The sequence below is a fragment of the Apibacter sp. ESL0432 genome (assembly GCF_019469225.1).
GTDB lineage: Bacteria > Bacteroidota > Bacteroidia > Flavobacteriales > Weeksellaceae > Apibacter.
This window is the reverse complement of record NZ_CP048266.1, coordinates 150,472-175,325: the sequence shown is the minus strand read 5'-3', so window position 1 is coordinate 175,325 and position 24,854 is coordinate 150,472. Positions and strand designations below refer to the sequence as shown.

The 24,854-nt window shown below is 31.2% G+C and carries 16 protein-coding genes; 9 read left to right on the top strand and 7 right to left on the bottom strand.

Going from position 1 to position 24,854, the window contains the following annotated elements; translation table 11 throughout:
* Positions 1-14: 14 nt before the first annotated feature.
* The 3 genes from fabF to GYM73_RS00735 all read right to left on the bottom strand — a co-directional run bounded on the left by fabF (position 15) and on the right by GYM73_RS00735 (position 2,540).
* Positions 15-1,265 (bottom strand): beta-ketoacyl-ACP synthase II, encoded by a 1,251-nt coding sequence (fabF, locus tag GYM73_RS00745; protein WP_160542466.1) that lies wholly within the window; start codon positions 1,263-1,265, stop codon positions 15-17.
* A gap of 23 nt (positions 1,266-1,288) precedes the next feature.
* Complete coding sequence (locus tag GYM73_RS00740) at positions 1,289-1,528, bottom strand: acyl carrier protein (RefSeq protein ID WP_055424989.1); 240 nt, start codon at positions 1,526-1,528, stop codon at positions 1,289-1,291.
* A 235-nt stretch (positions 1,529-1,763) separates the two neighbouring features.
* A complete protein-coding gene (locus tag GYM73_RS00735) occupies positions 1,764-2,540 on the bottom strand; it encodes an HAD-IIB family hydrolase (protein ID WP_220233825.1) in 777 nt (258 codons plus the stop codon).
* Positions 2,541-2,621: 81 nt separating this feature from the next.
* Here GYM73_RS00735 and GYM73_RS00730 point away from each other — a divergent pair, with 81 nt between their 5' ends.
* The gene (locus GYM73_RS00730; protein ID WP_160542468.1) at positions 2,622-3,317 is read left to right on the top strand and encodes a 3'-5' exonuclease; all 696 of its coding nucleotides are present in this window, start codon (positions 2,622-2,624) and stop codon (positions 3,315-3,317) included.
* Positions 3,318-3,323: 6 nt separating this feature from the next.
* On the opposite strand, the gene GYM73_RS00725 is transcribed toward GYM73_RS00730, so the two are convergent.
* From GYM73_RS00725 to GYM73_RS00715, 3 genes are all read right to left on the bottom strand, one after another.
* The gene (locus tag GYM73_RS00725; protein WP_255570992.1) at positions 3,324-5,108 is read right to left on the bottom strand and encodes an LTA synthase family protein; all 1,785 of its coding nucleotides are present in this window, start codon (positions 5,106-5,108) and stop codon (positions 3,324-3,326) included.
* A 716-nt stretch (positions 5,109-5,824) separates the two neighbouring features.
* The gene (locus tag GYM73_RS00720) at positions 5,825-6,325 is read right to left on the bottom strand and encodes a hypothetical protein (protein ID WP_220233823.1); all 501 of its coding nucleotides are present in this window, start codon (positions 6,323-6,325) and stop codon (positions 5,825-5,827) included.
* A 48-nt stretch (positions 6,326-6,373) separates the two neighbouring features.
* Positions 6,374-12,157: a hypothetical protein gene (locus GYM73_RS00715; RefSeq protein ID WP_220233822.1), complete on the bottom strand. Its 5,784-nt coding sequence runs from the start codon at positions 12,155-12,157 to the stop codon at positions 6,374-6,376.
* Positions 12,158-12,911: 754 nt separating this feature from the next.
* Between GYM73_RS00715 and GYM73_RS00710 the strand changes: the two genes are divergently transcribed.
* The 5 genes from GYM73_RS00710 (at position 12,912) to GYM73_RS00690 (ending at position 19,633) form a co-directional block, all read left to right on the top strand.
* Complete coding sequence (locus tag GYM73_RS00710) at positions 12,912-13,787, top strand: aspartate carbamoyltransferase catalytic subunit (RefSeq protein WP_220233821.1); 876 nt, start codon at positions 12,912-12,914, stop codon at positions 13,785-13,787.
* Between the two features lie 34 nt (positions 13,788-13,821).
* The gene (locus GYM73_RS00705; RefSeq protein ID WP_220233820.1) at positions 13,822-14,895 is read left to right on the top strand and encodes a carbamoyl phosphate synthase small subunit; all 1,074 of its coding nucleotides are present in this window, start codon (positions 13,822-13,824) and stop codon (positions 14,893-14,895) included.
* Between the two features lie 131 nt (positions 14,896-15,026).
* Positions 15,027-18,203: a carbamoyl-phosphate synthase large subunit gene (carB, locus tag GYM73_RS00700; protein ID WP_220233819.1), complete on the top strand. Its 3,177-nt coding sequence runs from the start codon at positions 15,027-15,029 to the stop codon at positions 18,201-18,203.
* Between the two features lie 316 nt (positions 18,204-18,519).
* Positions 18,520-18,933, top strand: a complete 414-nt coding sequence (locus GYM73_RS00695; RefSeq protein WP_185116728.1) for a DoxX family protein — start codon at positions 18,520-18,522, stop codon at positions 18,931-18,933.
* Positions 18,934-18,988: 55 nt separating this feature from the next.
* Complete coding sequence (locus GYM73_RS00690) at positions 18,989-19,633, top strand: carbonic anhydrase (RefSeq protein WP_105296299.1); 645 nt, start codon at positions 18,989-18,991, stop codon at positions 19,631-19,633.
* A gap of 145 nt (positions 19,634-19,778) precedes the next feature.
* Here the strand turns inward: GYM73_RS00690 and GYM73_RS00685 are convergent, their stop codons facing one another.
* The gene (locus GYM73_RS00685; protein WP_220233818.1) at positions 19,779-21,053 is read right to left on the bottom strand and encodes a YeiH family protein; all 1,275 of its coding nucleotides are present in this window, start codon (positions 21,051-21,053) and stop codon (positions 19,779-19,781) included.
* A gap of 186 nt (positions 21,054-21,239) precedes the next feature.
* Here GYM73_RS00685 and lepA point away from each other — a divergent pair, with 186 nt between their 5' ends.
* The 3 genes from lepA to GYM73_RS00670 all read left to right on the top strand — a co-directional run bounded on the left by lepA (position 21,240) and on the right by GYM73_RS00670 (position 24,851).
* A complete protein-coding gene (gene lepA, locus GYM73_RS00680) occupies positions 21,240-23,033 on the top strand; it encodes a translation elongation factor 4 (protein WP_220233817.1) in 1,794 nt (597 codons plus the stop codon).
* Positions 23,034-23,747: 714 nt separating this feature from the next.
* Positions 23,748-24,350 carry a Crp/Fnr family transcriptional regulator gene (locus GYM73_RS00675; RefSeq protein WP_160542478.1) on the top strand — a complete coding sequence of 201 codons (603 nt, stop codon included), beginning with the start codon at positions 23,748-23,750 and terminating at the stop codon, positions 24,348-24,350.
* Between the two features lie 102 nt (positions 24,351-24,452).
* A complete protein-coding gene (locus GYM73_RS00670; protein ID WP_220233816.1) occupies positions 24,453-24,851 on the top strand; it encodes a hypothetical protein in 399 nt (132 codons plus the stop codon).
* Positions 24,852-24,854: the final 3 nt, after the last annotated feature.

The following is a 24,854-nucleotide window of genomic DNA, read 5'->3' as shown; positions in this document are numbered from 1 at the left end:
AGTAATCTCTTATTTTAAAATTTCTTTAAAATAACACATGCATTATGACCTCCAAAACCAAAAGTATTACTCATTGCATAATTTACTTGTTTTTCTTTTGCTACATTAAAAGTAAAATCTAATCTTTTATCAAACTCTTCATCGTCAGTAAAGTGATTGATTGTAGGCGGAACTTTATTTTCTCTGATAGCCACAATACAAGCCAAGGCTTCAATAGCACCTGCAGCACCCAATAAATGACCCGTCATTGATTTAGTTGAATTGATCTGGATGTTGTATGCATGTTCACCAAATAATTTTAGGATAGCTTTTGATTCAGCTAAATCTCCTAATGGTGTTGAAGTCCCATGGACATTAATATGGTTGATATCTGTTAATTCTATTCCGGCATCCTCAATAGCATTTTTCATAACATTATATGCTCCTAATCCTTCAGGATGCGGGGCTGTCATATGATAGGCGTCGGAACTTAATCCTCCCCCAACTACTTCGGCATAAATAGTAGCTCCTCTTTTTACTGCATGTTCATATTCTTCTAGAATAAGGGTTCCTGCTCCTTCTCCAAGAACAAATCCATCTCTATCCTTATCAAAAGGTCTAGAGGCAGTTTTAGGATCATCATTACGAGTAGACATAGCGTGTAAAGCGTTAAAACCACCAACACCACTCGCTACTATCCCTGCTTCAGAACCTCCTGTTATAATTACATCTGCTTTACCTAATCTTAATAGCATTAAAGCATCAATTATAGAATTGGAAGAAGAAGCACAAGCTGAAACAGTTGCATAATTTGGCCCTCTAAATCCATATTCGATTGAAATAAGACCTGCGGTCATATCTGCAATCATTTTTGGAATGAAAAATGGATTAAATCTAGGGATTCCATTTCCTAAAGCATAAGCGGTAATTTCTTGCTCAAAAGTGTTTAAACCACCTATTCCGGATCCCCATACAACTCCTACTCTATCTTTATTTAAATCAGAATATTCTAATATTTTACTATCGATTACTGCTTCTTTGGTAGAAATTAATCCAAATTGAGCACATCGATCATATTTGCGAATATCTTTTTTTTCAAAATAATCCTCTGGATTATAATTTTTTACTTCGCAAGCGAATTTTGTTTTAAAATTTGTTGCGTCAAATAGAGTAATTGGACTAGCCCCACTAACTCCGCTTAATAAAGCTTTACAGTATTCTTTAAAATTATTCCCGATTGGAGTTATTGCACCCAGTCCAGTTACTACTACTCGTTTTAAAGCCATACTTGAATGTGTCTTTGTGTAAATTATTGTTTGTTTACTTCTTCAATATAAGAAATGGCTTGACCAACTGTTGAAATCTTTTCTGCTTGATCATCAGGTATTTGAATATCAAATTCCTTTTCAAACTCCATGATTAATTCTACTGTGTCTAATGAATCTGCCCCCAAGTCATTTGTAAAACTTGCTTCTGGTGTAACTTCGCTTTCATCTACTCCTAGTTTATCTACGATGATAGCTTTTACTCTTGATGTAATGTCAGACATAACCTTTTATTTTTTTATTATAGTTCAGTCGGCAAATATAAAAATTTTTTTACTATAATAATATTTTTTAATACTTTTTGATTGAAATGCTCATTCCTCAAAGAATTTATTGCAATTTTATTAACCTTAAAATCAACACATTAAAATGCATTTAAATAGTACTTTAAATTATTAATAATTTTTATGTTTTTCTGACATATTTTATTAAATTATAGTTAGCAATTACAATAAAGTATCATTTAAAAAATTTTCTTTCAATGTAATTTAGCGAATCATAAACTCCTTTTCCGTACTTATATGAAGAAATATAACTTGCTTTTTCTTGTAAAGATTTTACCGCATTGTTTACTGCGCATCCAAAAAAAGAATTTGTAATCATTTCCAAATCATTATAGGAATCGCCAAATGAAAAAATTCTGCTTTCCGTATTTTTTACTACCTCTTCTACTGCTAAATACTTATTTATATTTGAAGAAAATATTTCTATGTAAGAATTTGATGAAGCAGTTATGTGAACCCCTTTAAGATTGTTTTTTAAATCTTCGGTTACTTCTTTTAAATTTTTTTCTTCAACAATTACTATTTTTAACACTTCTTGAAAATTATAATCTTTCAAAGGCAATGCCTGATGATTAACTCCTTTTACTTCTTTGTAGTAAGCTTCTGTTTCTAAAGATGAAGCATACCAAGCTTCTTCTGTGTAAAACCATAAGTTTAAATATTTCTGCTTGACTTGCAAAAAATATTTTATGATATCAAGAGATATGGGATAGGTTTTAAATGTCTTGTTTTTATATAAAATATGTGCTCCGTTTAATGCAATTATATAATCAATGATAAGGTCTTCCGGTGAATACATGCTTATAATTCCTTGAAAAGGGCGGCCGGATGCTAATATAACTTCACCTAATTTTAAAGCTTTATGTAAAGCTTTAATTCCGTAAGCATCTAAGCTAGGTTTGCATGGATCAGTTAATGTTCCGTCAATATCTGTAACAAATATATTTTTCATAATATTTTACTATTTCTTAAAATTAATCAATATTATCTGAATTATAAGTTTTGATTACCTTTGAGATATTAAATATTTAGTATGTTATCTTCTATACCCTTAAAACAAATTTTATTTCTTGATTTGGAAACCGTTCCTCAACATGAAAATTGGAACGAATTATCTGAAAGAACAAAAGTTTTATGGGAGAAAAAAACTCAATTTCAAAGGAAAGAAAATGTTTCCCCGGAAGAGTATTATTATGAAAGAGCAGGAATACTTTCTGAATTTGGTAAAATTATATGTTTATCTTGTGGATTAATTATCGAGGATAAAAAAATTCGTATTAAAAGTTTTTATGGTGATCACGAAGAAAAAATATTAATCGAATTTAATGAATTATTAAAATCAAATTATTTTAAATCCAATTTGATTTTATGTGCTCATAACGGTAAAGAATTTGATTTTCCTTATCTCGCCCGGCGAATGATGATTCATCAAATAGAGCTGCCTAAAATTTTAAGATTTCACGGTAAAAAACCATGGGAAATTCAACATCTTGATACTATGGATTTGTGGAAATTCGGAGATTATAAACACTATACATCACTGGATTTATTATCTCATGTTTTTGGATTGCCTTCTCCTAAAGATGACATGAATGGCAGTGAGGTATCTGATGTATATTATAAAGATAAAAATCTAGAACGTATAAAAACATACTGTGAAAATGATGTGATAACGCTTATAAATGTATTTCGTAAAATGAGATATGAATCCGTTCTTGAAAGAGAATAAATTTGTTTATTTATTTTCAACCCGCAATTTATTGTTTTCCAAAAAATAGAAACATGTCTGATAATTAGCTATTGCTTCATCAGCTATAGAAGTATCAATGGATTTTGATTTTTTCATTTGAGTTCCTTCTATCACATTATATTGTTCAATTTTTTGGTTAGGTGATAAAACAATTAATTTATTATCTTTTAAATATCCTAATTTCTGATAGGTTGCAATTAATGCCCGTGGTTGATAAGAAGAGTCAAATACATCTTGCCCATAAAAACGTGATGAATAGGAAAAATGTAATTTACCAAAAAGTGTAGGCATAAGATCAATTTGGGAAACCAGTTTAGAAAACTTTTCCGGCTTAATAAATCCCGGAGAATATATAATTGCAGGTATTTTGTATTTATCCAAAGGAATATCTTCTTTACCTGCACTTGAGGCACAATGATCTGCTACAAACACGAATACTGTATTAGGGAACCAAGGACGTTTTTTTGCTTCTTCGATAAATCTACCAATAGCATAATCCGTATATTTTACTCCACCTTCTCTGGATTTACTGGTATTAGATATATCTATTTTCCCTGAGGGATAGGTAAATGGTCTGTGATTACTTACTGTCATAATGTGTCCGAAAAAGGGAGACTTATGTTTACTATTTTCATCAAATACATGGATAGCTTTCATAAACATATCTTCGTCACAAACTCCCCATATATTAGCAAAAGTTATTTCATCTTTTTTAAAAGAACTTCTATCTATAATATTATACCCATTTCCTTCAAAAAAAGTATTCATATTATCAAAATATCCATATCCACCATAAAAATATTGAACCGTATATCCTCTGCGTTTGAATAAATACCCCGTAGAAAACATATGATCATTGTTATTTCTTTTTATTAAACTTTCACCGGGTGATGGCGGAATACATAGGGTAACAGATTCTAACCCTCTAACGGTTCTATTACCGGTAGCATACATATCAGTAAAAAAAAGTCCTTCTTTTGCCAATTTATCTAAGTTAGGTGTCAAATTTTGAGTATTTCCAAATTCCTTTAGAAAACTTGCACTCATACTTTCTATGGTTACAAGAATAACGTTTTTATGAAGTTCCGGAAGAGTATCCTTTATAATTTTGGTATTATTATTTGCAGACCATTCATTATCATAAATTTTATTAATTAGTGAAAATGCTTTTTGTAAGGGCAATTTTGCATAAAATTTATCATAATTTAAGGAACTGTCGCTATATGCATTACAAAATCGAACTAATCCATTTGCTTGTAATTCATTTACAAAGGCATTATCTGAATTTTCATACTTTTCATTTACTTTTAAAAGAAAAATCGCACCGATAAATAGTATTATATAAACTATACTGTTTATTAATTTTGTTTTAAAATTAGGTAAATCTTCAAAGTAATTTTTGGATTTTTTGAGATAAAATATGGTAATCAATACTGAGATTACTATTAATGCAGAAAACATGGGAATAATAGGATAGGATTCTAGAATATTCCCGATTACCTCATTGGTATATATTAAATAGTCAACAGCTATAAAATTATATCTTACCCCGAATTCATTCCAAAATAAAAATTCACTGATTACATTGAAATTAATTAAAAAAATGTATAAAAAGAAAATAAAAAAGTATATGCAATAACGCCATGTTTGCCTTATTTTAGGGATCAATAGCAATATTATATATGATGAAGCTTTTATTAGTACAAATGTTTTTATTATTTTAGGAACAGCACTTCCATAATCATCAAAAACCGTTTTAAAAAGAAACAAATAACCAATTAAAATCAAAAAAAGACATAATATAATGTATTTTAAAGGTGATTTAAATTTTGAATCGGTAATGAAGATTAGATGTATCCAAAAAAAAACAAAAATTAAAATTGATACACAAAAATCATTAAGTAAACCAACAGAAAATATTTTTAAATAGTCAATAAATGAAAAATTTGAATCAGTAACAGGTGAAAAGAGAAGAACAATTCTTAAGATTAAACCAACTATTATGTAAAAACTTGAAATCTTTATAAATGGCGCTACTAACTTTTTCATTAATTATTTATCGTATTTTCTTTAGTTTATTTATTATTTATTAAATGAAACGTATTATTTTTTTTTTATACTATTTAAAATAACGAAAAAAAATTATCAATAGTATAATCAACTATTAATTATTATTTTTTCTCAATTATTGTAAATAATCAAATATATAAAATTATTATAATTCACAACTTGTTTGAAAAATTTTTATGGAATTTTTAAATTTTAATTTAAGCATTGCTTGAATTACTTATTTAATTATTAAGCTTATTTTTAAAAATATCTTTTTAAGACTTTTTTCTTTACTAATTAATATTCTCTATTACTATAATTATAAAATTCATTAAATAAAAAAGGGTAAATTAATTTACCCTTTTTTATCAATTAAATTTATCCATTCTATGGATTAGTAAAAAATTTATTTAGCATTTATCCACTAAAATTTTCTTTTACTTCCAATAATTCCATTGTAAACCATCAAAAATCGCTATACATTGACTTGCTGTATCATAACAAATCATTCCCGGATGTGGACTTTTTACATTTAAATGAGGATCGGAAATTTTAGGTAAAATTAAAGCTTTATCGGCCGCCTCTAAGACTAATACTCCCTCCGGTGTTGAACTAGTATAATCTCCGATGACAACCCCATTTCCTTTTTCAACAGAATCATTAAACTTAACATTGGAAACACTACCTGTTCCGGTTAAATCCATCCAACTATCATTTATTTTCACTTTAACTACTGCATCTTCTTTATCCATTATAAAAGTTCCATCAACCGCTTTCTCCGGTAACGTTTCAACGATAGGCAATAGTATACCTTTAGTAGTCCCTTGACTAAAATCTAAAATTCCACCTTTATCCACCTTCTTTTTACCAATTGCAACTTGCGCGTTTGAAGTTACTGTCAGGAGCAATATAAATAAGATTAATATTTTATTTTTCATATCATTTTTCATTTTTGTGAGTTATTTTCAATTTTTCTCGTCAAAAAATTATTGAGGACAAGTTCTTTCTATACAATGCCATTCCTCACCGTTATACAATTTAATACATTTATCCGTAGTATCATATATAACCATTCCTTCAACTAGTTTTTCCTGAGGAATTAAATCAGAACTTGTTCTTGTAATTACAAAACCTTTATTTTTTGATTCCAAAACTATAAATCCATTGTAGATATTAAAAGGCCACCCTTTCAACTCTTTTTCAAGAGTGGTAATTCCTATTTTAGAAACTTCAGTTGAAGGTTCCAGGTTAGGATCTAATGTACAAAATGGAACAGGTGTACAGAATGAAACCAATACAAAGTTATTACCGTCTATATCAATGGAGGCACAATCAATTTCGGAAGATGTCGTCATATCTATATTTATTTCCATTTCCGTAAAATTATTAGGCAGAATTTCTGGCGCTTTAATTTTAAAGCTTAATGTATGATTTCCATTCGGTAAGCTAAAGTCTTCTATTTCGAACTCATTATCTTCAATATCTTCTGTGTTAATTGAACCGTCCGTCATTTTAAATGAAGTTTTTAAACTTCCTTTTACATATTTAAATCCTTCACTAAATGATGCATTTAAGGTTACATTATCCAATAAAGAATTAGGATTGTTTATATCCATTGTAACTAAAATGGTATCGTCTTCTGCAATACAAGTTTTATCCACTCTAAGATCGCTTATTATAACCGGACTAGGTAAACCTGCTGCAACAGCATTTACAGTGGTATTACCACAACCATCTATAACATCACAACTTTCATAGGTTACATTTTCATCATTACGATTTAAATATTGTATAGAAGCCCTTGTAAAATAGGATGCTGTTTTATCTTCTGTAAATTTTGCTCTTGCCATAATAATAGTTGTAGTTCCACCGGGAACTTTTATTCCTTTTATAGAAAGCAAATCACTGTCTCCATATTCTTTAGTTTCAGTAGTAAAATCTCCGTCTTCAACATTTAAAGATTCTTTCACCCATTGCATACCTTGCGGTAGTTGGTCCGTCAAATCTATTAATTTGGATTCGCAATTAGTATTCATGATTTTAAATATAAAAGGCACTTCTTCACAGGTAAGGGTGGATTCAGCAACTTTAAGTGTAAAAGCAAGACCATCCTCATTAACTTCCACCGGCTTTGGACAATACAGCTTTATAGCACCAATACCTATCATTTGTGATCCCGTCGCAGGACGTCTATTATAATGAACTTTATATTCAATAACTATCTTCTCTACAGCTACGGAAAAATCTACTAAAACTTTTCCTCTGGCAGCAGTATATCCTGAAGATCTATAACCACCCGTAGCTTTTGCTGTTGCTATATTCTTATCAATAGTATAAGAACTTTTCTTTTTAGGTGCTACGTGCATAAGCTTTGGTTTAACAATTCCTCCTCCGCAAATTCCGTAAACATTAATTTCATCTGACCTATACGCCTGGGTATCAATATCAAATATTTCAAACATTGCAGCAGCGGCTCCTCCGGTAAATGAAATGGTAGTAGTAATAGGTTCTTTATCTTTATCAAAATTTCCATATCGGTAAAATTGCAAGGTTTTACCACTTCTTCTCGGGTACTTATAGCGTAGAACTTTGCCCGGATCTGAAATATTAATATTGGCAGAGAAATCATCTCCTAAATCAACCGTTTTATCTAGCTGACCATTATTTGCCGCTCCCTTCCAAATTTGGGGTAGATCAATGGTTTTATATCCGCTGAAGCTGCAATTCGTACAAACTCCATCTGACTTAACAGCCCCAAAGGTAAAATAGGTAGTATCTTCTGTAAATTTATAATTAAATTGAACTTTGTTATCTACCCATTCGCCGGGTATAGTATAAGCCCAATTTTCATTTTTAATATCATCATCAGAATTAGCAATTAATAAATAAACTCTATAATTTTGATTAAAAACAAATTCATCTGCAGACTCATCAGCTGATAAAATAACCGATTGTTCATCTAAATTGGTTTTATTTACTAACCATATTCGATTCATTCTTCTATCTAATCCTCCACAAATAGATTGTGAAAGCTCACTTAAATCTGTAGTTCCCGTATCTCCGTTATGTCCCCAAAATAATCCACTTAGATCATTTTTTAATACAGACTTTTGCCCTTGTCCACATTCCGTACTTTCACCGGCATGAATAGTCACAATTGAATGAACATCAGTAGATCGAGCTTTGTTAACATATATATTTGAATTATCATCACGTACCAAACCGGCTACATTTCTATGATAGTCAGAATAAGGCTGTGTTGATCCTTTCCAAACTTTAGTTTTAATGTCTGATAATATGTAATCAGTCGGTTGTTTTTGTAATTGCACTATTTCCTCACCCATAGTTATAGACTTAGTTGTATACAAAGTAATAGCATATTTCATTGCTAAATAGGTTTGTATACGAACTTTTTCATTCTTACTTAACTTTCTTTCATAAAAAAACAATTCGGAAATTAATCCATCAAAAAGCCCGGAATTCAAACTGGCTGCACCTATAGTTCCTCCACTAGCCATTAAGAAATCTGAACCAAAGTTAGTTTCCGGCCTGGATAATGTATCAACAATACCTCCAAAATCATGTTCGATTAAAGGAAATTTCGGATCTATACCTTTATAAGCTTTACTAAGCCTGGTCATATGCAAGGCTGTAGCTCCAAATTCAAATCCTTTTACTGTACCTTGAGTTATAGATATGGAAGTTGCTATTCTTCCTGTTCCATAATTAGGATTGAAACCTACCGCCGGGTGTCTGGTTTTCACCGAAACTGGATCCACTCCACCAAAGCCGTGGGTATAGGTTCTAACTGTTGATGGAGACGCGAAGCTATTATAAATGATGAAAGAAGTGGTATGTTCCGGCGCATTAGTACTCATAGGCCCCTTCTTTATAGCAAGTGCGGAATTTTGACTAAAATATATGCTTGGAAAGAAATTCATTTTACTATTACATGAATCAAACACCGGCTCCATTTTAAAGTTATTATTCACTAATGAAAAATAATAATCGTTTTCATTAACGGTTTGGTCTTTCCAAATCAATAATTTAGAGCTTTCCCCATCAAACACTAAACTATTCTTATCATCTGCTTTTAACCACAATCTTAATCCATTCAATACTCCCCCCGGAGCAAATCCGTATAAAGCATAACTTATATAATCTCCATCATTAATTTCAACATTTTTGGCAACTTTATTTTCCACCACATAAAATCTGGTGTTTTGGGGCTCAAATTTTCCATCAGGTGAAACTAATAAAATCTTTGCCGTCAAACTTGGTTGTATATTTACTACATAGGAACCGGATCCTGATGCCTGTGCTTTTAAAGTCACCTGATTTCTGTAATCGATTCTAAATGGCAATTTACCGTTTGCATAAGCAGTGCCTTCAAGATAATTATAATCTAATAAATAATCTTCTAATCCATTAGAACCTAACATCAAATAATCTTTGTTTTTCAAGGTTCCGTTACCTAACTTATTCATATCTGCGACTTCATTACCAACAAAAATGGTCATAAGGTCTCTATCATAACTTACAGATTGCTTTTGATATAAATCAGAACTATCATCTCTGGCTATACCAAAAATATCATGATTAAATCCTGCATTTATTTTACCATCCCAAACTTTGTTTCCATAAGAGTCATAATAATCCGGTTCAGATTCACTATGTAATGTAATTCCATATTTAATCGCTAAATAAGAATTAATTCTATTAAAATCTTTGGAATCTATGGGTGTTCCTTTATTTCCAGAAAGAACAATTATTTCCTGAACATTACCTACAAAAGGATTGAAATAATTTAAAGTTTTAGTATAGAGTTGTCGAGCTCCGATAAGACTTAACGCCGGAATTTTATTTTCCATTGCAAATCCGTTAAACGAATTGGAAATACCATTGAATATGATTCTTTGTTCAACATATTTATCATTGGTTCGCTCCACTGCTACTACTCCATACGTTTTATTTATACTATTGGAATGTGTTTGAACAGTATTAGACGGATTATACCCATTAGTTAATGCAGGATTCCCTAAATTCCACCCCTGGTTATTATCATTATTGGTATTGGAATAGTTACTGTTTAAAGCATATAATACAGATAATCCGCTTGTATTTATTTCAGATACATAGAATATGTAGTATGATTTATCTGAACTATAAAAACTTGGTGCAGTTAATACCGGAATTGTAGAATTTGACTGACCGGTATTAGTAAATTGCAAATGAGAATGATAATTCATTAATCCTTTTTGATTACGAATAATTGGTCCTTTAAACTCTTTAGCATCAGTAATGACCGAGTGGTCCCGTTTATATACTGAAATATCTTGCCAAGTACTAATTTCTGTACTATCTTCTTCAGTGCTTGGTATATCATCAGCTCGTAACCAAAGTTCTGTTAGTAAATTAACACCTCCCGGATTAGGTCGTCCACTGGTAAAAGAAACGTAATCATCATTCTCTATCTCAACCCCTTTAACGATTCCGTCATTAACAGGATAAATACGAGTTTTTGACGGATCAAACGTTTCTACAGAACTAACTATAACATATTTAGCATCAACATTTAATTTCATGTTGACAGTTAGACTTTTGGTTCCTGTTACCTTTGTTTTTAAGGTTCTTTTTAATTTAAAAAATATATCTTCACTCAATATGCTGTTAGAATATTTTTCTCCTTGCAAATGTTCATACCGTTCTACACCAATCTCATCATTAGATCCAAACATCAAAAAAGTGTTATTGGTTAGAGTTCCATTATTGTTATCATTTAATTCTGTTAATTCATCTCCAACATAAGCGGTTAAAGTTGATAAATCATAATTAGTTGATTGTTTTTGATATAATCCGTATTGATCATCTCTTCCTAAACCAAATACATGGTTTTGATAGGACATGAAATTTTCTCCGTCCCAAATTTTTTCACCTTTTGAATTAACATAATTTGGAAATGTTATCTCATCAGCTGATTCTAAAGAAATACCATATTTAACGGATAAGTAAGAATGAATTTTTTGTAAATCCATATCTGTTAAATAGGTATTTTGAGGGGCAGATAATACTATTATTTCTTGTATTTCACCTTCAAAAGGATTCAGATTTTTTACATTTCCAGCTCCCACCACACTCTGTCCATCTCCCAGCCTTATAGAATACGACCTAAATGTGTTTTCGGGAATAGAGTTAAAATAAAGCATCTGGGTTAAAGTTGTACTGTTTGGACGAATTATCCCAACTATACCATAATTTTTGCCTTGACTGATTTTACTTCTATAAGTTGCGCCCGCTGTAGTAAAATATGGAAACCCGGTAGACCAACCCGAATAATTATTTCTCGTAGAATTTAATGAATAAACGTACTGAATACCTGTCGGTCTATCTAATAATGATACATAAAATACATAATACGCTTTACTTGCAGATATTTTCAAATCAGGCCCCGCTAAAAAAGCTTTAGATCTAGGTTCAAAATACATAGACGGTTGAAAATTCATTAAATCTCCAGTTTTTTTATACACCGGCAAATTTTCATTAACTTTCTTATGATCTCTCCCATTACCGGATACATCCTTCCATAAATCCACCGGTTGATTATCCATCAATGAGCCGACTCCCCCTTCTTGAGGCCGGTCTGCTTTTAACCATAACTCTACATTGCTATCAAACCCACCGGGACTTTGTCCCAACAAAAGCACGGGTATTACAAAATAAAATAAAAATGAATAATAAGTAATTAATCCATAATTAGCTTTTCTTTTCATATAATTTAGTTTTTTATACAGTTATAATTCTATTGAATTAAATAGAATTTTAGCCATACATCAATTCATCATAGTTAATATATTTTAAAAAATTATTTAGGGCTTAATTATCTTCTATAATAAACAATGATCTATTATTTATTATCTGCAAAGAATAAAAATGATATTAACAATATATTATCTAATCAATTATAATGTATGTTTTTTAACCTGCAAATGTAACAAAGTATTAACAAAGAAAATAAGCATTATACACATTAAATGTACATTAAATCTCATTTAAAATTATAAGTGGTTAATTTTAAATACCTTACTTTTTAACGCTTATTTAATATTTTATTAAACTAATTTTAAAATATGAGGTATATAAATTTTTATTCTGCTTTAGAAACATATTTATTTTAAATAAATAAAAATTTAAATTGCACAATCAAAAAAAACAACTTATCTTTGTAGGATTTTAAAAAATCGATTTAATAAAAAAGTTTGTATAATCACACTAATTAAATCTTTTGAATAACTCTGAATCATTACCTAAAACAATAAACAAAAAAGGAAGAATTACTTTTAACAAAAAGTTTATCCCTCTACTATTCCAGATTCAGGGCAAGAAATCATCTTTAGAAGATACCGGAAATATTTTTTTTAAATATCCATTTAAAACATCTTATTATTTAAGATGTTTTTTTTTATTTTTAAAAAGCAATAATAAAAATTACACTATTATAACACCAATTAAACTAATATATAAATAATGAATCATTTTATCACTTTAGAAAATCTTGATCTAAGTTTGATTGAGGAATTAGTGGATGATGCGATAAGCTTTAAAAAGAAAAAAGCTTTTCCAAATCTGTCTAATCATTATATATCCAACCTTTTTTTCGAGAACAGTACTCGAACCAAACTCAGCTTTGAAATGGCTGAGAAAAAAACAGGAATGGAAATTATATATTTTGATGCAGAGAGTTCAAGTGTTAAAAAAGGTGAAACTCTTTATGATACAGTTAAAACTTTAAATTCCATAGGGGTTGAATGTTTTGTTATAAGACATATGCAAGATAGATTTTATGATGATTTAATTACAAAAATAGAGGTGCCTATCATTAATGCCGGTGATGGTTGCGGAGACCACCCTACCCAATCTTTATTGGATTTAGTAACCATATATGAGGAATTCGGCACTTTTAGAGATCTGAATATAGTAATTGTTGGCGATGTGATACATAGCAGAGTAGCTCATTCAGATGCTAAAATTTTAAAAAGACTGGGATCTTCTATAACATTTGCGACTCCGGAATTTTGGAGAGATTCCAGCATGACTATGGGAACCTATACTTCTCTTGATTCAGTAATACAAGAAGCAGACGTTGTGATGTTATTAAGGAATCAAAACGAAAGACATGCGAAACAATATGACGAAAAAAATTTTTTAGAATTATATGGATTAACAAAACAGAGAGCCGATAAAATGAAATCCTCGGCAATCATTATGCACCCGGCACCTATTAACCGTAATGTTGAGATTGATGAGTATCTTATCGAATCTTCAAAATCAAGAATATTTACGCAGATGACGAATGGAGTTTTTGCCAGAATTGCTGTGCTTAACTATGTTTTTAATTCATAACCATATTCAAACCACTATAATAAATTAACAACCCTTGAAAAGAAAATTAGTATTAGAAAACGGATTAGTATTTAATGGCGAAGGCTTTGGTAGCGACCAATTCACAATCGGTGAAGTTGTTTTTACCACAGGAATGACAGGTTACCAAGAAACCTTATCAGATCCTTCCTTCCACAAGCAAATTATTGTTTTCACCTATCCATTAATAGGGAATTATGGAATTAATTCCAGCGATTTTGAATCCCTTAATTCTTTTGTAGGTGGAATTATCGTTCATGAATACGCTGAAACAGAATCTCACTGGAAAAGCCAAATGAACATCGATTCTTTTTTGAAAAAACAAAATATTCCCGGTTTAAGCGGTATTGATACCCGCGCCTTGGTAAAAACCATACGAACCAAAGGCAGTATGAAAGGTAGATTCTGTGATGAAAATGAAAACATTGATGAAGTAATTAAATCTCTACAAGAGACCAAGTTAGGACATCACGTTCCCGAAGTTTCTACACCAAGAGCCTATAGTGCTCCAGCAGAAGGACACAGAATTGTATTGATAGATTATGGAATGAAAAAAAGCATTTTAAAAGAATTATGCTTACGAAATTGTGATGTAGTGGTAGTACCTTATAATACAGATTCAAGCTCTATATTAGAATTAAACCCCGATGGAATTATGCTCTCCAATGGTCCCGGTAATCCGGAAGAATTAACCGAATCTATAAACACTATAAAAGAATTGAGCGGAAAAGCCCCGATATTCGGAATTTGCTTAGGTCACCAATTATATGCCCTTGCACACGGAGCTAAAACTTTTAAAATGTTATTCGGACACAGAGGTGCAAATCATCCGGTAAAAGAACTTGCCACTAACAGAGTGTATATCACTTCTCAAAATCACGGATATGTAGTTGATGAAGAATCTTTACAAAACACAACTTTAGAAGTAACGCATCGAGCTTTAAATGACGGAACTATAGAAGGATTACAGGATAAAAAGAATTGGGCATTTACTGTCCAATACCATCCCGAATCCAGTCCGGGGCCTCATGATAACGAATATTTATTTAACCGCTTTATGTCTATGGTAGAAGAATTTAAAAATAAATAATAAAATTCTTTATATCCGAATAGTTAAGCACTATCGAATTATTACTAGGTTAAAAAGGATTAATGTAAAAGAATTAGTAAAAATTCATATAAACTGAAGCCATTACTTCAAACTAAAAATTAAAAAACAACATGCCAAAACGCACAGATATAAATAAAATTCTTGTAATAGGTTCAGGACCTATCATTATCGGACAAGCTGCCGAATTCGATTATGCGGGAACCCAGGCTTGCCTTGCTCTTAAGGAAGAAGGATACAAAGTCGTTCTTGTTAATTCGAATCCTGCAACGATCATGACCGATAAAGAAATTGCCGATAAGGTATACATGGAACCGTTAACATTAGATTTTCTTCAACAAATTATTGCATTAGAGCGTCCCGATGCGTTGTTACCTTCTTTGGGAGGACAGACCGGACTCAATCTTGCCGTTGAATTAGCTAAAGCAGGTACTCTAGCCCAATATGATGTTGAAATTATCGGAACCAAATTATCCTCCATTGAGCAGGCCGAAGACAGAGATTTGTTTAAACAATTAATGGAAAACATTAATGAACCTATTGCAGAAAGTATAATTGTTAATGACGTGGAGTCATCGGTGGAATTCGCTAATCAAATTGGTTATCCGATAATTGTTAGACCTGCTTTTACTCTGGGAGGCACCGGAGGTGGAATAGCGGAAAATGAAACCGAACTAAGGGAAATTACTGATTCCGGATTAAAATACAGTCCGGTTCATCAATGTCTTATAGAGAAAAGTATTGCCGGATATAAGGAAATTGAGTATGAAGTAATGAGGGATGCCAATGACAATGCCATAGTAGTTTGTAATATGGAAAATTTTGACCCGGTGGGAATACATACCGGAGATTCCATTGTTTTCGCTCCAAGTCAAACTTTAGCAGATCAAGAATATCAATTACTTAGAAATTCTGCATTAAAAATAATCCGCGCTTTAAAAATTGAAGGAGGGTGTAATGTTCAATTTGCTTTAGATCCTTCTAGTAGAGATTATATAGTCATTGAAGTAAACCCAAGAGTTAGCCGTTCGTCTGCATTGGCCTCTAAAGCTACCGGATATCCGATTGCAAAATTAGCGGCTAAAATTGCGGTAGGATTAACTCTGGACGAAATGAAAAATCCGGTAACTAATACTACTTATGCTTGTTTTGAACCTTCGCTGGATTATGTTGTTGCCAAAATCCCTCGATGGCCTTTTGATAAATTTCAAAGTGCCAACAGGCATTTAGGAACCCAGATGAAAGCTACCGGTGAAGTTATGGCTATAGGAACTTCAATTGAAGAATCTTTGTTAAAGGCTGTACAATCTTTGGAAATAGGTTGTTTGCATTTAACTAAAAAAGATATGACGCCTTATGATCCTTCGACTTTGGAAAAGAGACTTAAAAATGCCGATGATGAACGTCTGTTTTTAATTGCCGAAGCTTTACGTAACGGTGTAAGTATTCAAAAAATACATGAAATAACCAAGATAGACCTATTCTTCCTGGCTAAAATATTACATATCATCAATATTGAAAAAGAAGTTAAAGAAAAACCAAAAGATATTGAGGTTTTAGCAAAAGCCAAAAAATACGGATTTTCTGATTGGGAAATTGCCCAATTATGGAACATGGAAGAAAAGCAAGTGTATTCTTTGAGAAAGGAAAACTCTATTATTCCGGTGTATAAAATGGTCGATACGTGTGCTGCTGAATTTATATCCACAACCCCATATTTTTACAGTACTTACGGTATTGAAAATGAATCGGTACGTTCTGATAAGAAAAAAGTGATTGTATTAGGTTCCGGACCTATACGAATCGGACAAGGGGTGGAATTTGATTATGCAACCGTACACAGTGTTTTAGCCCTTAAAGAATCAGGATATGAAGCTATTATCATCAACAGCAATCCGGAAACCGTTTCTACAGATTTCAGCATTTCTGATAAACTTTATTTTGAACCTCTAACCAGAGAATCCATCACTTCTATTATAGATTTAGAAAAACCGGACGGTGTTTTAGTTCAATTTGGTGGTCAAACAGCCATTAACTTGGCTCAAGCTGCCATAGATGCCGGAGCAAAAATATTGGGTACTACGCTGGAAGATATAGATCGAGCTGAAGATCGTAAAAAATTCGAAGAACAATTAAACGAATTAAATATCGCTCGTCCTAAAGGCGATACGGTGTTTACGTTAAAAGAGGCCTTACATGTAGCTAATTCCATTGGATATCCGGTTGTTATTCGTCCTTCTTATGTTTTAGGAGGAAGAGCCATGCAAATTGTTTATCAAGATTCTGAATTGGAACGATATATGAAAGAAGCGATCAATGTTCATGAGAAACAACCTATTCTAATTGATAAATATTTAATTGGAAAAGAAATTGAAGTGGATGCAATTTCCGATGGCGAAAATGTTTTTGTTCCCGGAATTATGGAACACATTGAAAAAGCCGGAGTTCATTCCGGAGACTCTATTGCTGTATATCCTTCCCAAACTTTAACAAAAGAAGAAAAAGAAGAAATTATCAGACAAACCCAAGCATTAGCCAGAGGATTTAAAATCATTGGATTAATGAATATACAGTTTGTTTTAATGAGTGGAAAAATATACGTTCTGGAAGTTAATCCGCGTTCCAGCCGAACCATTCCATTCATGAGCAAAGTAACCGGTATTCCTTTAGCAAAAATAGCAACAAAAGCTGTTTTAGGCCAATCTTTGAAAGAGCAAGGGTTTGCTATGGATTGTTATTCGGAACCTCGTAATATATACATTAAAGCCCCTGTTTTTTCATTTGCTAAATTACGTTCTGTAGATATTACGTTAGGCCCTGAAATGAAATCGACCGGTGAGGTTATTGGAAAAGATACTACTTATGAAAGAGCTCTTTATAAAGCTTTAAGAGCGGGTCAAATCAATATACCTATTTTAGGTAATGCCATATTCACAGTAGCAGACAAAGATAAAGCCGAGGCTCTCCCATTAGCGAAGAGATTCTATGATATAGGTTATACAATTATGGCTACCGAAGGAACTGCCAAGTATTTCCGCGACTATAACATTCCTGTTGTTGAAATTAACAAAATTGAAAGTGAAGACAACAATATTGTTAAAATTATGCAACAAGGAAAAGCTCAATTTGTTATTAATACACTTTCTAATGACGGTACAGCTCAAGAAGACGGCTTTTTAATTCGACGAAATGCTGTTGAAAACAGTGTAGCTTGTTTTACTTCTTTGGATACTACCGCCGCCGTAATTCAAGTATTAGAATCAATAGTATTTGATATTAAACCTTTTTAAATTTAAATTTTATAAAATATACATTCAAAAAAGCCCTGTAAAAACAGGGCTTTTTTGTATTTATAATTTTTCGATATTTGATTTTGTTTCTTTAATTTTATCTAACCATGACTAATAAAAATCCACAATATGAAAAAAGTATCGCTTATACAAGCTTTATTTTTATCCAGTAAAATACATTTTATATCACTTAATTACGTTTATCGTAAAACTTATTGTAATACATTTTTTACTATAGTAAATTTGATTTTATTTACAAAAGATACAGAATTTATGAAATAAAAAATTTATTTTTGATCAAATTTACATTATAATTATGGCTAAAGAATTGAATTCTGATCTTGGAAAACTCCTATTACGTGTTTCAATAGGCGGATTAATGGTCTTTCATGGAATATCTAAATTATATCATGGACACGATTTTATAAAAGGAATGCTTACTTCAAAAAATTTGCCTGAATATCTATGGCTTGGAGTTCCTTTAGGGGAAGTATTTGCTCCTATTTGTATCTTATTAGGGGTTTTTACAAGGATTTCATCCCTTTTAGTAGCATTTACTATGCTTATGACTTTTTATTTAGTGCATGGGATGGAAGGTTTTTCACTATCGCAAACCGGAGGATTAAAAGTTGAGCTTAACCTATTCTATTTATTAACCTCATTAGCGCTTTTCTTCTTAGGTTCGGGAAAATATAGCGTATATAAAGGTAACAAAGGAATTATGATATAAATGATTTCTTTCTAATTTTTGTTCATTATTTTTTTACTACTATATTAATCCATACATGAATTTTGAAAAAATATTTGCCCACAATGAAACATGGATAGCAGAAAAGTTATCTATCGATAAGGAGTATTTCCATAAGCTATCAGAAGGACAGAATCCTGAAGTTCTTTATATTGGCTGTTCTGATAGTCGGGTAGCAACAGAAGAATTACTTGGAGCTAAGCCCGGAGAAGTCTTTGTCCATAGAAATTTAGCCAATATGGTTATTAGCACAGATTTTAATGTTCAATCTGTAATAACTTATGCTATCGATCATTTAAAAGTTAAACAAATCATTGTTTGTGGACATTATTATTGTGGCGGAGTTAAAGAGGCTATGGAGGCTAAAGACCTGGGACTTTTAAATCCGTGGTTGCGAAATATCAGGGACGTTTATAGAATTCATAAAGATGAATTAAATTTAATTACCGACTCAGAGGAAAAATACAATCGGCTTATTGAATTGAATGTGGAAGAACAATGCATTAATTTAATTAAAACCGCTGCTGTACAAAAAGCTATTATAGAAAGTAATCTAAAGGTTCATGGCTGGATTTTCGACATACGATCCGGAAAATTAATTGACATGAAAATTAATTTCAAAAAGATTCTAAAAGAGATTATGGAAATATATAATCTTTATGAAGGGAAAAGTTTATTTTAATAAATAAAAACAAACCAACGGGTCAATTACCTTTCTCAACTAAATTAAAATGTAATTTTATTTGCAATAAAAACATTTATAAAAATAATGGGAGAGTTAACTATTTTGCTAATCTCTCCCAAAATAAAAATAATAAAGTAATTGTTTATATTTTAGTCCATTCGATACCAAAAACTAAATAAGCGATAATTAAGGTAAATACAACATTAAAAGTTTGTGCGCCTAAAAATACTAAAGTAGCTTTTCTGTTTTCTTTATTAATTAACGTTTTAAAATTAGTTTCTAAACCTATGGAGGTAAACCCTAAGGCAAACCATAATCCTTGAAATTTCTTCAATACAGCAAGAACCGGTTTGTAGTGCTCAGTTGGAATAACAAATGAGAATAACAAAGAAGCTAAGATAAAACCTATAACAAATTTAGGAAATCGCTCCCAAATTACTTTTAGATTAGGTTTATCAGCAAACTCATTCCCTTCTTTTTTAGTATAGCTCCAATAAACAGCTATTAAAAAGGCAGCAATACCTAACAAAACATTTTGTGAAAATTTAACTATTGTACTAATTTTAAGTGCTTCTTCCCCATAAACCGCTCCGGTTGCAGCAACTGCTCCGGTAGTATCAATTGTTCCACCAATCCATGCACCGGCCATTACTTCTCCTAATCCCAGTAGTTTAGCTAATGCCGGCATAATGATAATCATAGGAACAGCAACTACTAAAACTAGTGAAACTACATAAGATAATTTTTTGGAATCTCCTTTTATTGCTCCTGCCGTTGCTATAGCAGCTGAAACTCCACAAATGGATACCGCACTGGAAAGCATCATAGACATTTCCTTATCTATTTTGAATTTTTTGCACAGCCAGAAAGAAAAATACCAAACAGAGAAAACTACTACCACTGATTGTATTAATCCCAAAGCACCCGCCTGCATAATATCTTGAAAAATAATGGTTGAGCCTAAAAAGATCAATCCTATTTTCACATACATTTCAGAAGATAAACATCCTTTCATCCACTGAGGAGTACCTATAAAGTTATTGATAACTAATCCTATAAGCAGACAAAATATTACGGTTTCAAATCCCCAATAATTCATTACCGAGTTTCCACCAATCACCATGGCGATTATAGTGAGAATAAACAGTAAGGGAAACCCTTTTGCTGAACTCATAGGTTTTCCTTGTAATAGATCTGCCAATAGTAATAAAACATAAGAAACAATAAAAATGATAAAAATGTTTATAAAATTTTTACCTGTTAAAACATTGGACAATAAATCGTCACCGGTGCTCCATTTAAATGTAGGCCAACTTAGTGTATACCCGAATGAAGAATATAAAATAATACCTAATACTATGACCAATCCACCAATTATTGTGGCTGTCCAATCCTCTGTTAAACTCAGTTTTTTCATTTCTTATTTTTGATGTTCTTTAAAAAAGTTTTTTAGTTTTATTTTAGATTAAAACTCCGCAAATGTAATAATTCCTATCGAAATAATAGGAATTCAACTAAAATTTTTTACCCAGATTCGCAGTTTGTAGCAAATACACCCTTATATTGTTTATAAAAAATGTATTTTTGCACTATTGTAGAAAATATGAAGAACATAAGAAATTTTTGCATTATTGCCCATATAGATCATGGCAAAAGCACTTTAGCAGACAGACTTTTACAACAAACCAAAACTATTTCTGATCGTGAACTGCAAGAACAGACCTTAGACGATATGGACTTAGAACGCGAACGGGGTATTACTATTAAGAGTCATGCTATTCAAATGGAGTATGAATATAAAGGGGAAAAATATATTTTGAATTTGATCGATACTCCCGGGCATGTTGATTTTTCTTATGAAGTTTCTCGTTCTATTGCTGCCTGTGAAGGTGCCTTATTAATTGTTGATGCCGCACAAAGTATTCAGGCACAAACCATATCCAATCTTTATTTAGCGTTAGAACACGACTTGGAAATTATTCCAGTTTTAAATAAAATTGACCTACCTTCTGCAAATCCTGAAGAAGTTACCGATGAAATTGTAAATCTTCTCGGTTGCAAACCTGAAGACGTTTTACGCGCCAGTGGCAAGACCGGAGCGGGGGTTGAAGAATTGTTGGAGCAAATTGTGGAAAGAATCCCGGCACCATCCGGAGATCCTAATGCTCCATTACAAGCGTTGATTTTTGATTCTGTTTTTAATCCTTTTCGAGGAATAGAGGCCTTTTTCAAGGTTGTAAACGGCAGCATAACTAAAGGTCAAAAAGTGAAATTTATGGCTACCGGTAAAAGCTATGATGCTGATGAAATAGGAACTTTAAAACTAAATCAAGTTCCAAAAGATGTTATACATTGCGGTGATGTGGGATATATTATAAGTGGTATTAAAGAAGCTCGTGAAGTTAAGGTAGGTGACACCATCACATCGGTTGAACGCCCTGCATCAGAAGCTATTGCCGGATTTGAAGAAGTAAAACCAATGGTGTTTGCCGGAATATATCCGGTGGACACGGAAGAATATGAATTGTTGCGTTCTGCATTGGAAAAGCTTCAACTTAATGATGCTTCTCTTGTTTTTGAACCGGAATCATCCGCTGCTTTAGGATTTGGTTTCCGTTGCGGATTTTTAGGTATGCTTCATATGGAAATCATTCAAGAGCGTTTGGAACGAGAATTTAAAATGACTGTAGTTACTACCGTTCCCAATGTATCTTATAATGCCTATTTAAATAAGGATCCTGAAAAAGCGATTGTAGTACATAATCCTTCGGAACTTCCGGAACCTACTTCATTAAATCGTGTGGAAGAACCTTATATTAAAGCTTCAATTATCACCAAATCAGATTTTATTGGTTCTGTAATGAACCTTTGTATTGATAAAAGAGGCGAACTGACTAACCAATCGTATTTAACTACAGACCGAGTAGAGCTATTTTTTGAAATGCCTTTAGCTGAGGTGGTTTTTGACTTTTATGACAGACTCAAAACTATTTCCAAAGGATACGCTTCTTTTGATTATTCGCCTTGCGGAATGAGAACTTCCAAGCTGGTAAAAGTTGACATCCTTATAAATGGTGAACCTGTGGATGCTTTATCTGCTTTGATTCATCAAGATAATGCCTATACTATAGGTAAAAAAATGTGCGAAAAGCTTAAAGAGTTAATCCCGAGACAACAATTTGACATTCCTATTCAAGCAGCACTTGGAGCTAAGATTATTGCTAGAGAAACTATTAAAGCTTTACGAAAAGACGTTACTGCCAAATGTTACGGAGGGGATATATCTCGTAAAAGAAAATTACTTGAAAAACAAAAAGAAGGTAAGAAACGAATGCGACAAATTGGTCGAGTGGAAGTTCCGCAATCTGCATTTTTAGCGGTATTGAAACTGGATTAAGTGTTTGTTACTTATTTATAGATTATAGGCTATAATTTGAACTTATTGTATTTTTTATAGGAGTATCATGTTATGATAATTGATTAATTTACCTTCTATAATTATTTTGTACCTTAATAAGTTATAGGATATATACTTGCATATATTTTTTCTAAAAGGTAAATACATTTATTTTATAGCTATTATCTTTTTTATACAAATAAAACTTCTAATTATTATTATTTTATAAACATTATTTATTATTTTTATCTATAAAATTTATTTGAATATTAATTTTTATGTTTTTATATTTAATAAAAATTTTTAAATTAATATTTCAATATTTTTTTAAATAATTAAATAAGTATAGTAATCTAAATATGTTTAGTTTTTATGTAAGATTCAAAATCCATTTAATTTTAAATAGATAAACAAATTGTTTATTATTTTTGTGAAAAATTTTTTTATAGATTAATTTTCGTAACCAATCCTAATAATATACTACAAATAGTAAAAAGGGATTCCGTGTTCTTTACCATTTAACACAGTTAAGACAATGTATTTATAAAATTTTAACAACGGTTATATTATTGTTTTCTATCTCTATTAAAAAAATAGTTAAGAGAATTCTAACCAATTAGGACAATTTTACAAATAGCATTCTTACAATTATAAATGGATATAGTATTACATATTTAAAAATTTTACATGGCGATTTAAAAACTCTTATATACTATGATTTTTGAAAAAATATTGGAAGAAATAAACAATGTAGTGCCTATTTCCAGAGAGGAAAAAGAGTATCTAAAGTCTATTTTAAAATTTAAAAAGCTAAACAAAAGAGATTCTCTTTTGCATCAAGAGGAGGTTGAAGATAATTATTATTACGTTCTTTCCGGTTGTTTACGAAGTTATATTAACGACAAAAAAGGATTGGAGCAGGTTCTTCAATTTTCATCTAAAGGTTGGTGGATTGCAGATAATGAAAGTATTATATACAATCAACCTGCTAAATTCAATATTGTTGCAGATTTAGATACTGAAATATTTATTTTATCTAAAAAAGCAAAAGAAGAATCCGTTAAAAGGTTTCCAAAATTAGAACTTTATTATAATGAAAGTTTAATCCGCTCTGTAATTTTCTTACGTAATCGTTTATATGAAATATTAAGTTTATCTGCAGAAGAACGATATAGAAATTTTTGTATTATGTTTCCTGAATTAAAAAATTCAATATCTCAAAAACATATTGCCTCATATATTGGTATTACTCCTGAATTTTTTAGTGCTATGAAAAAAAAATTAAAAGACAGGCAAACATGCGTTGAGGAATTTTAATTATATATTCTTAAGTTATTTAAATTTGTGAAAATATATTTCAGCTTTAAAAAAGGAGATAAAGATAGTTGATAAATAATGTATTTATTTTAAATTTACTTTATGGACCCAATAAAATATTGCATACTATTATTACAAGAAACCAATCAAGTTACTTTACCTTCTTTTGGAAAATTTGAATTAAAATTTAATTCGGTGAGAGAGGATCAGGAAACTAATCAACTACTCCCTCCCTCCTATTCCCTATCTTTTACTCAGCAACATAACCTCAATGATATCGCTTTAGCTAGCATAATTGCAGAATTGAATTCAATAGATGTTGAGAGAGCTAAAGATTTTGTTTATCAGACAATTAAGAAGTGGAAAAAAATTCTAAAATCGAAACCATATCTAACCATTGAAAATTTAGGAACATTTACAGCTGAAAAAGAAAAAATTATTTTCAGTTTGAGTGAAAAGAGTTTTGTTACTTACAAAAATTTTGGTCTACTTCCTCTATAATTG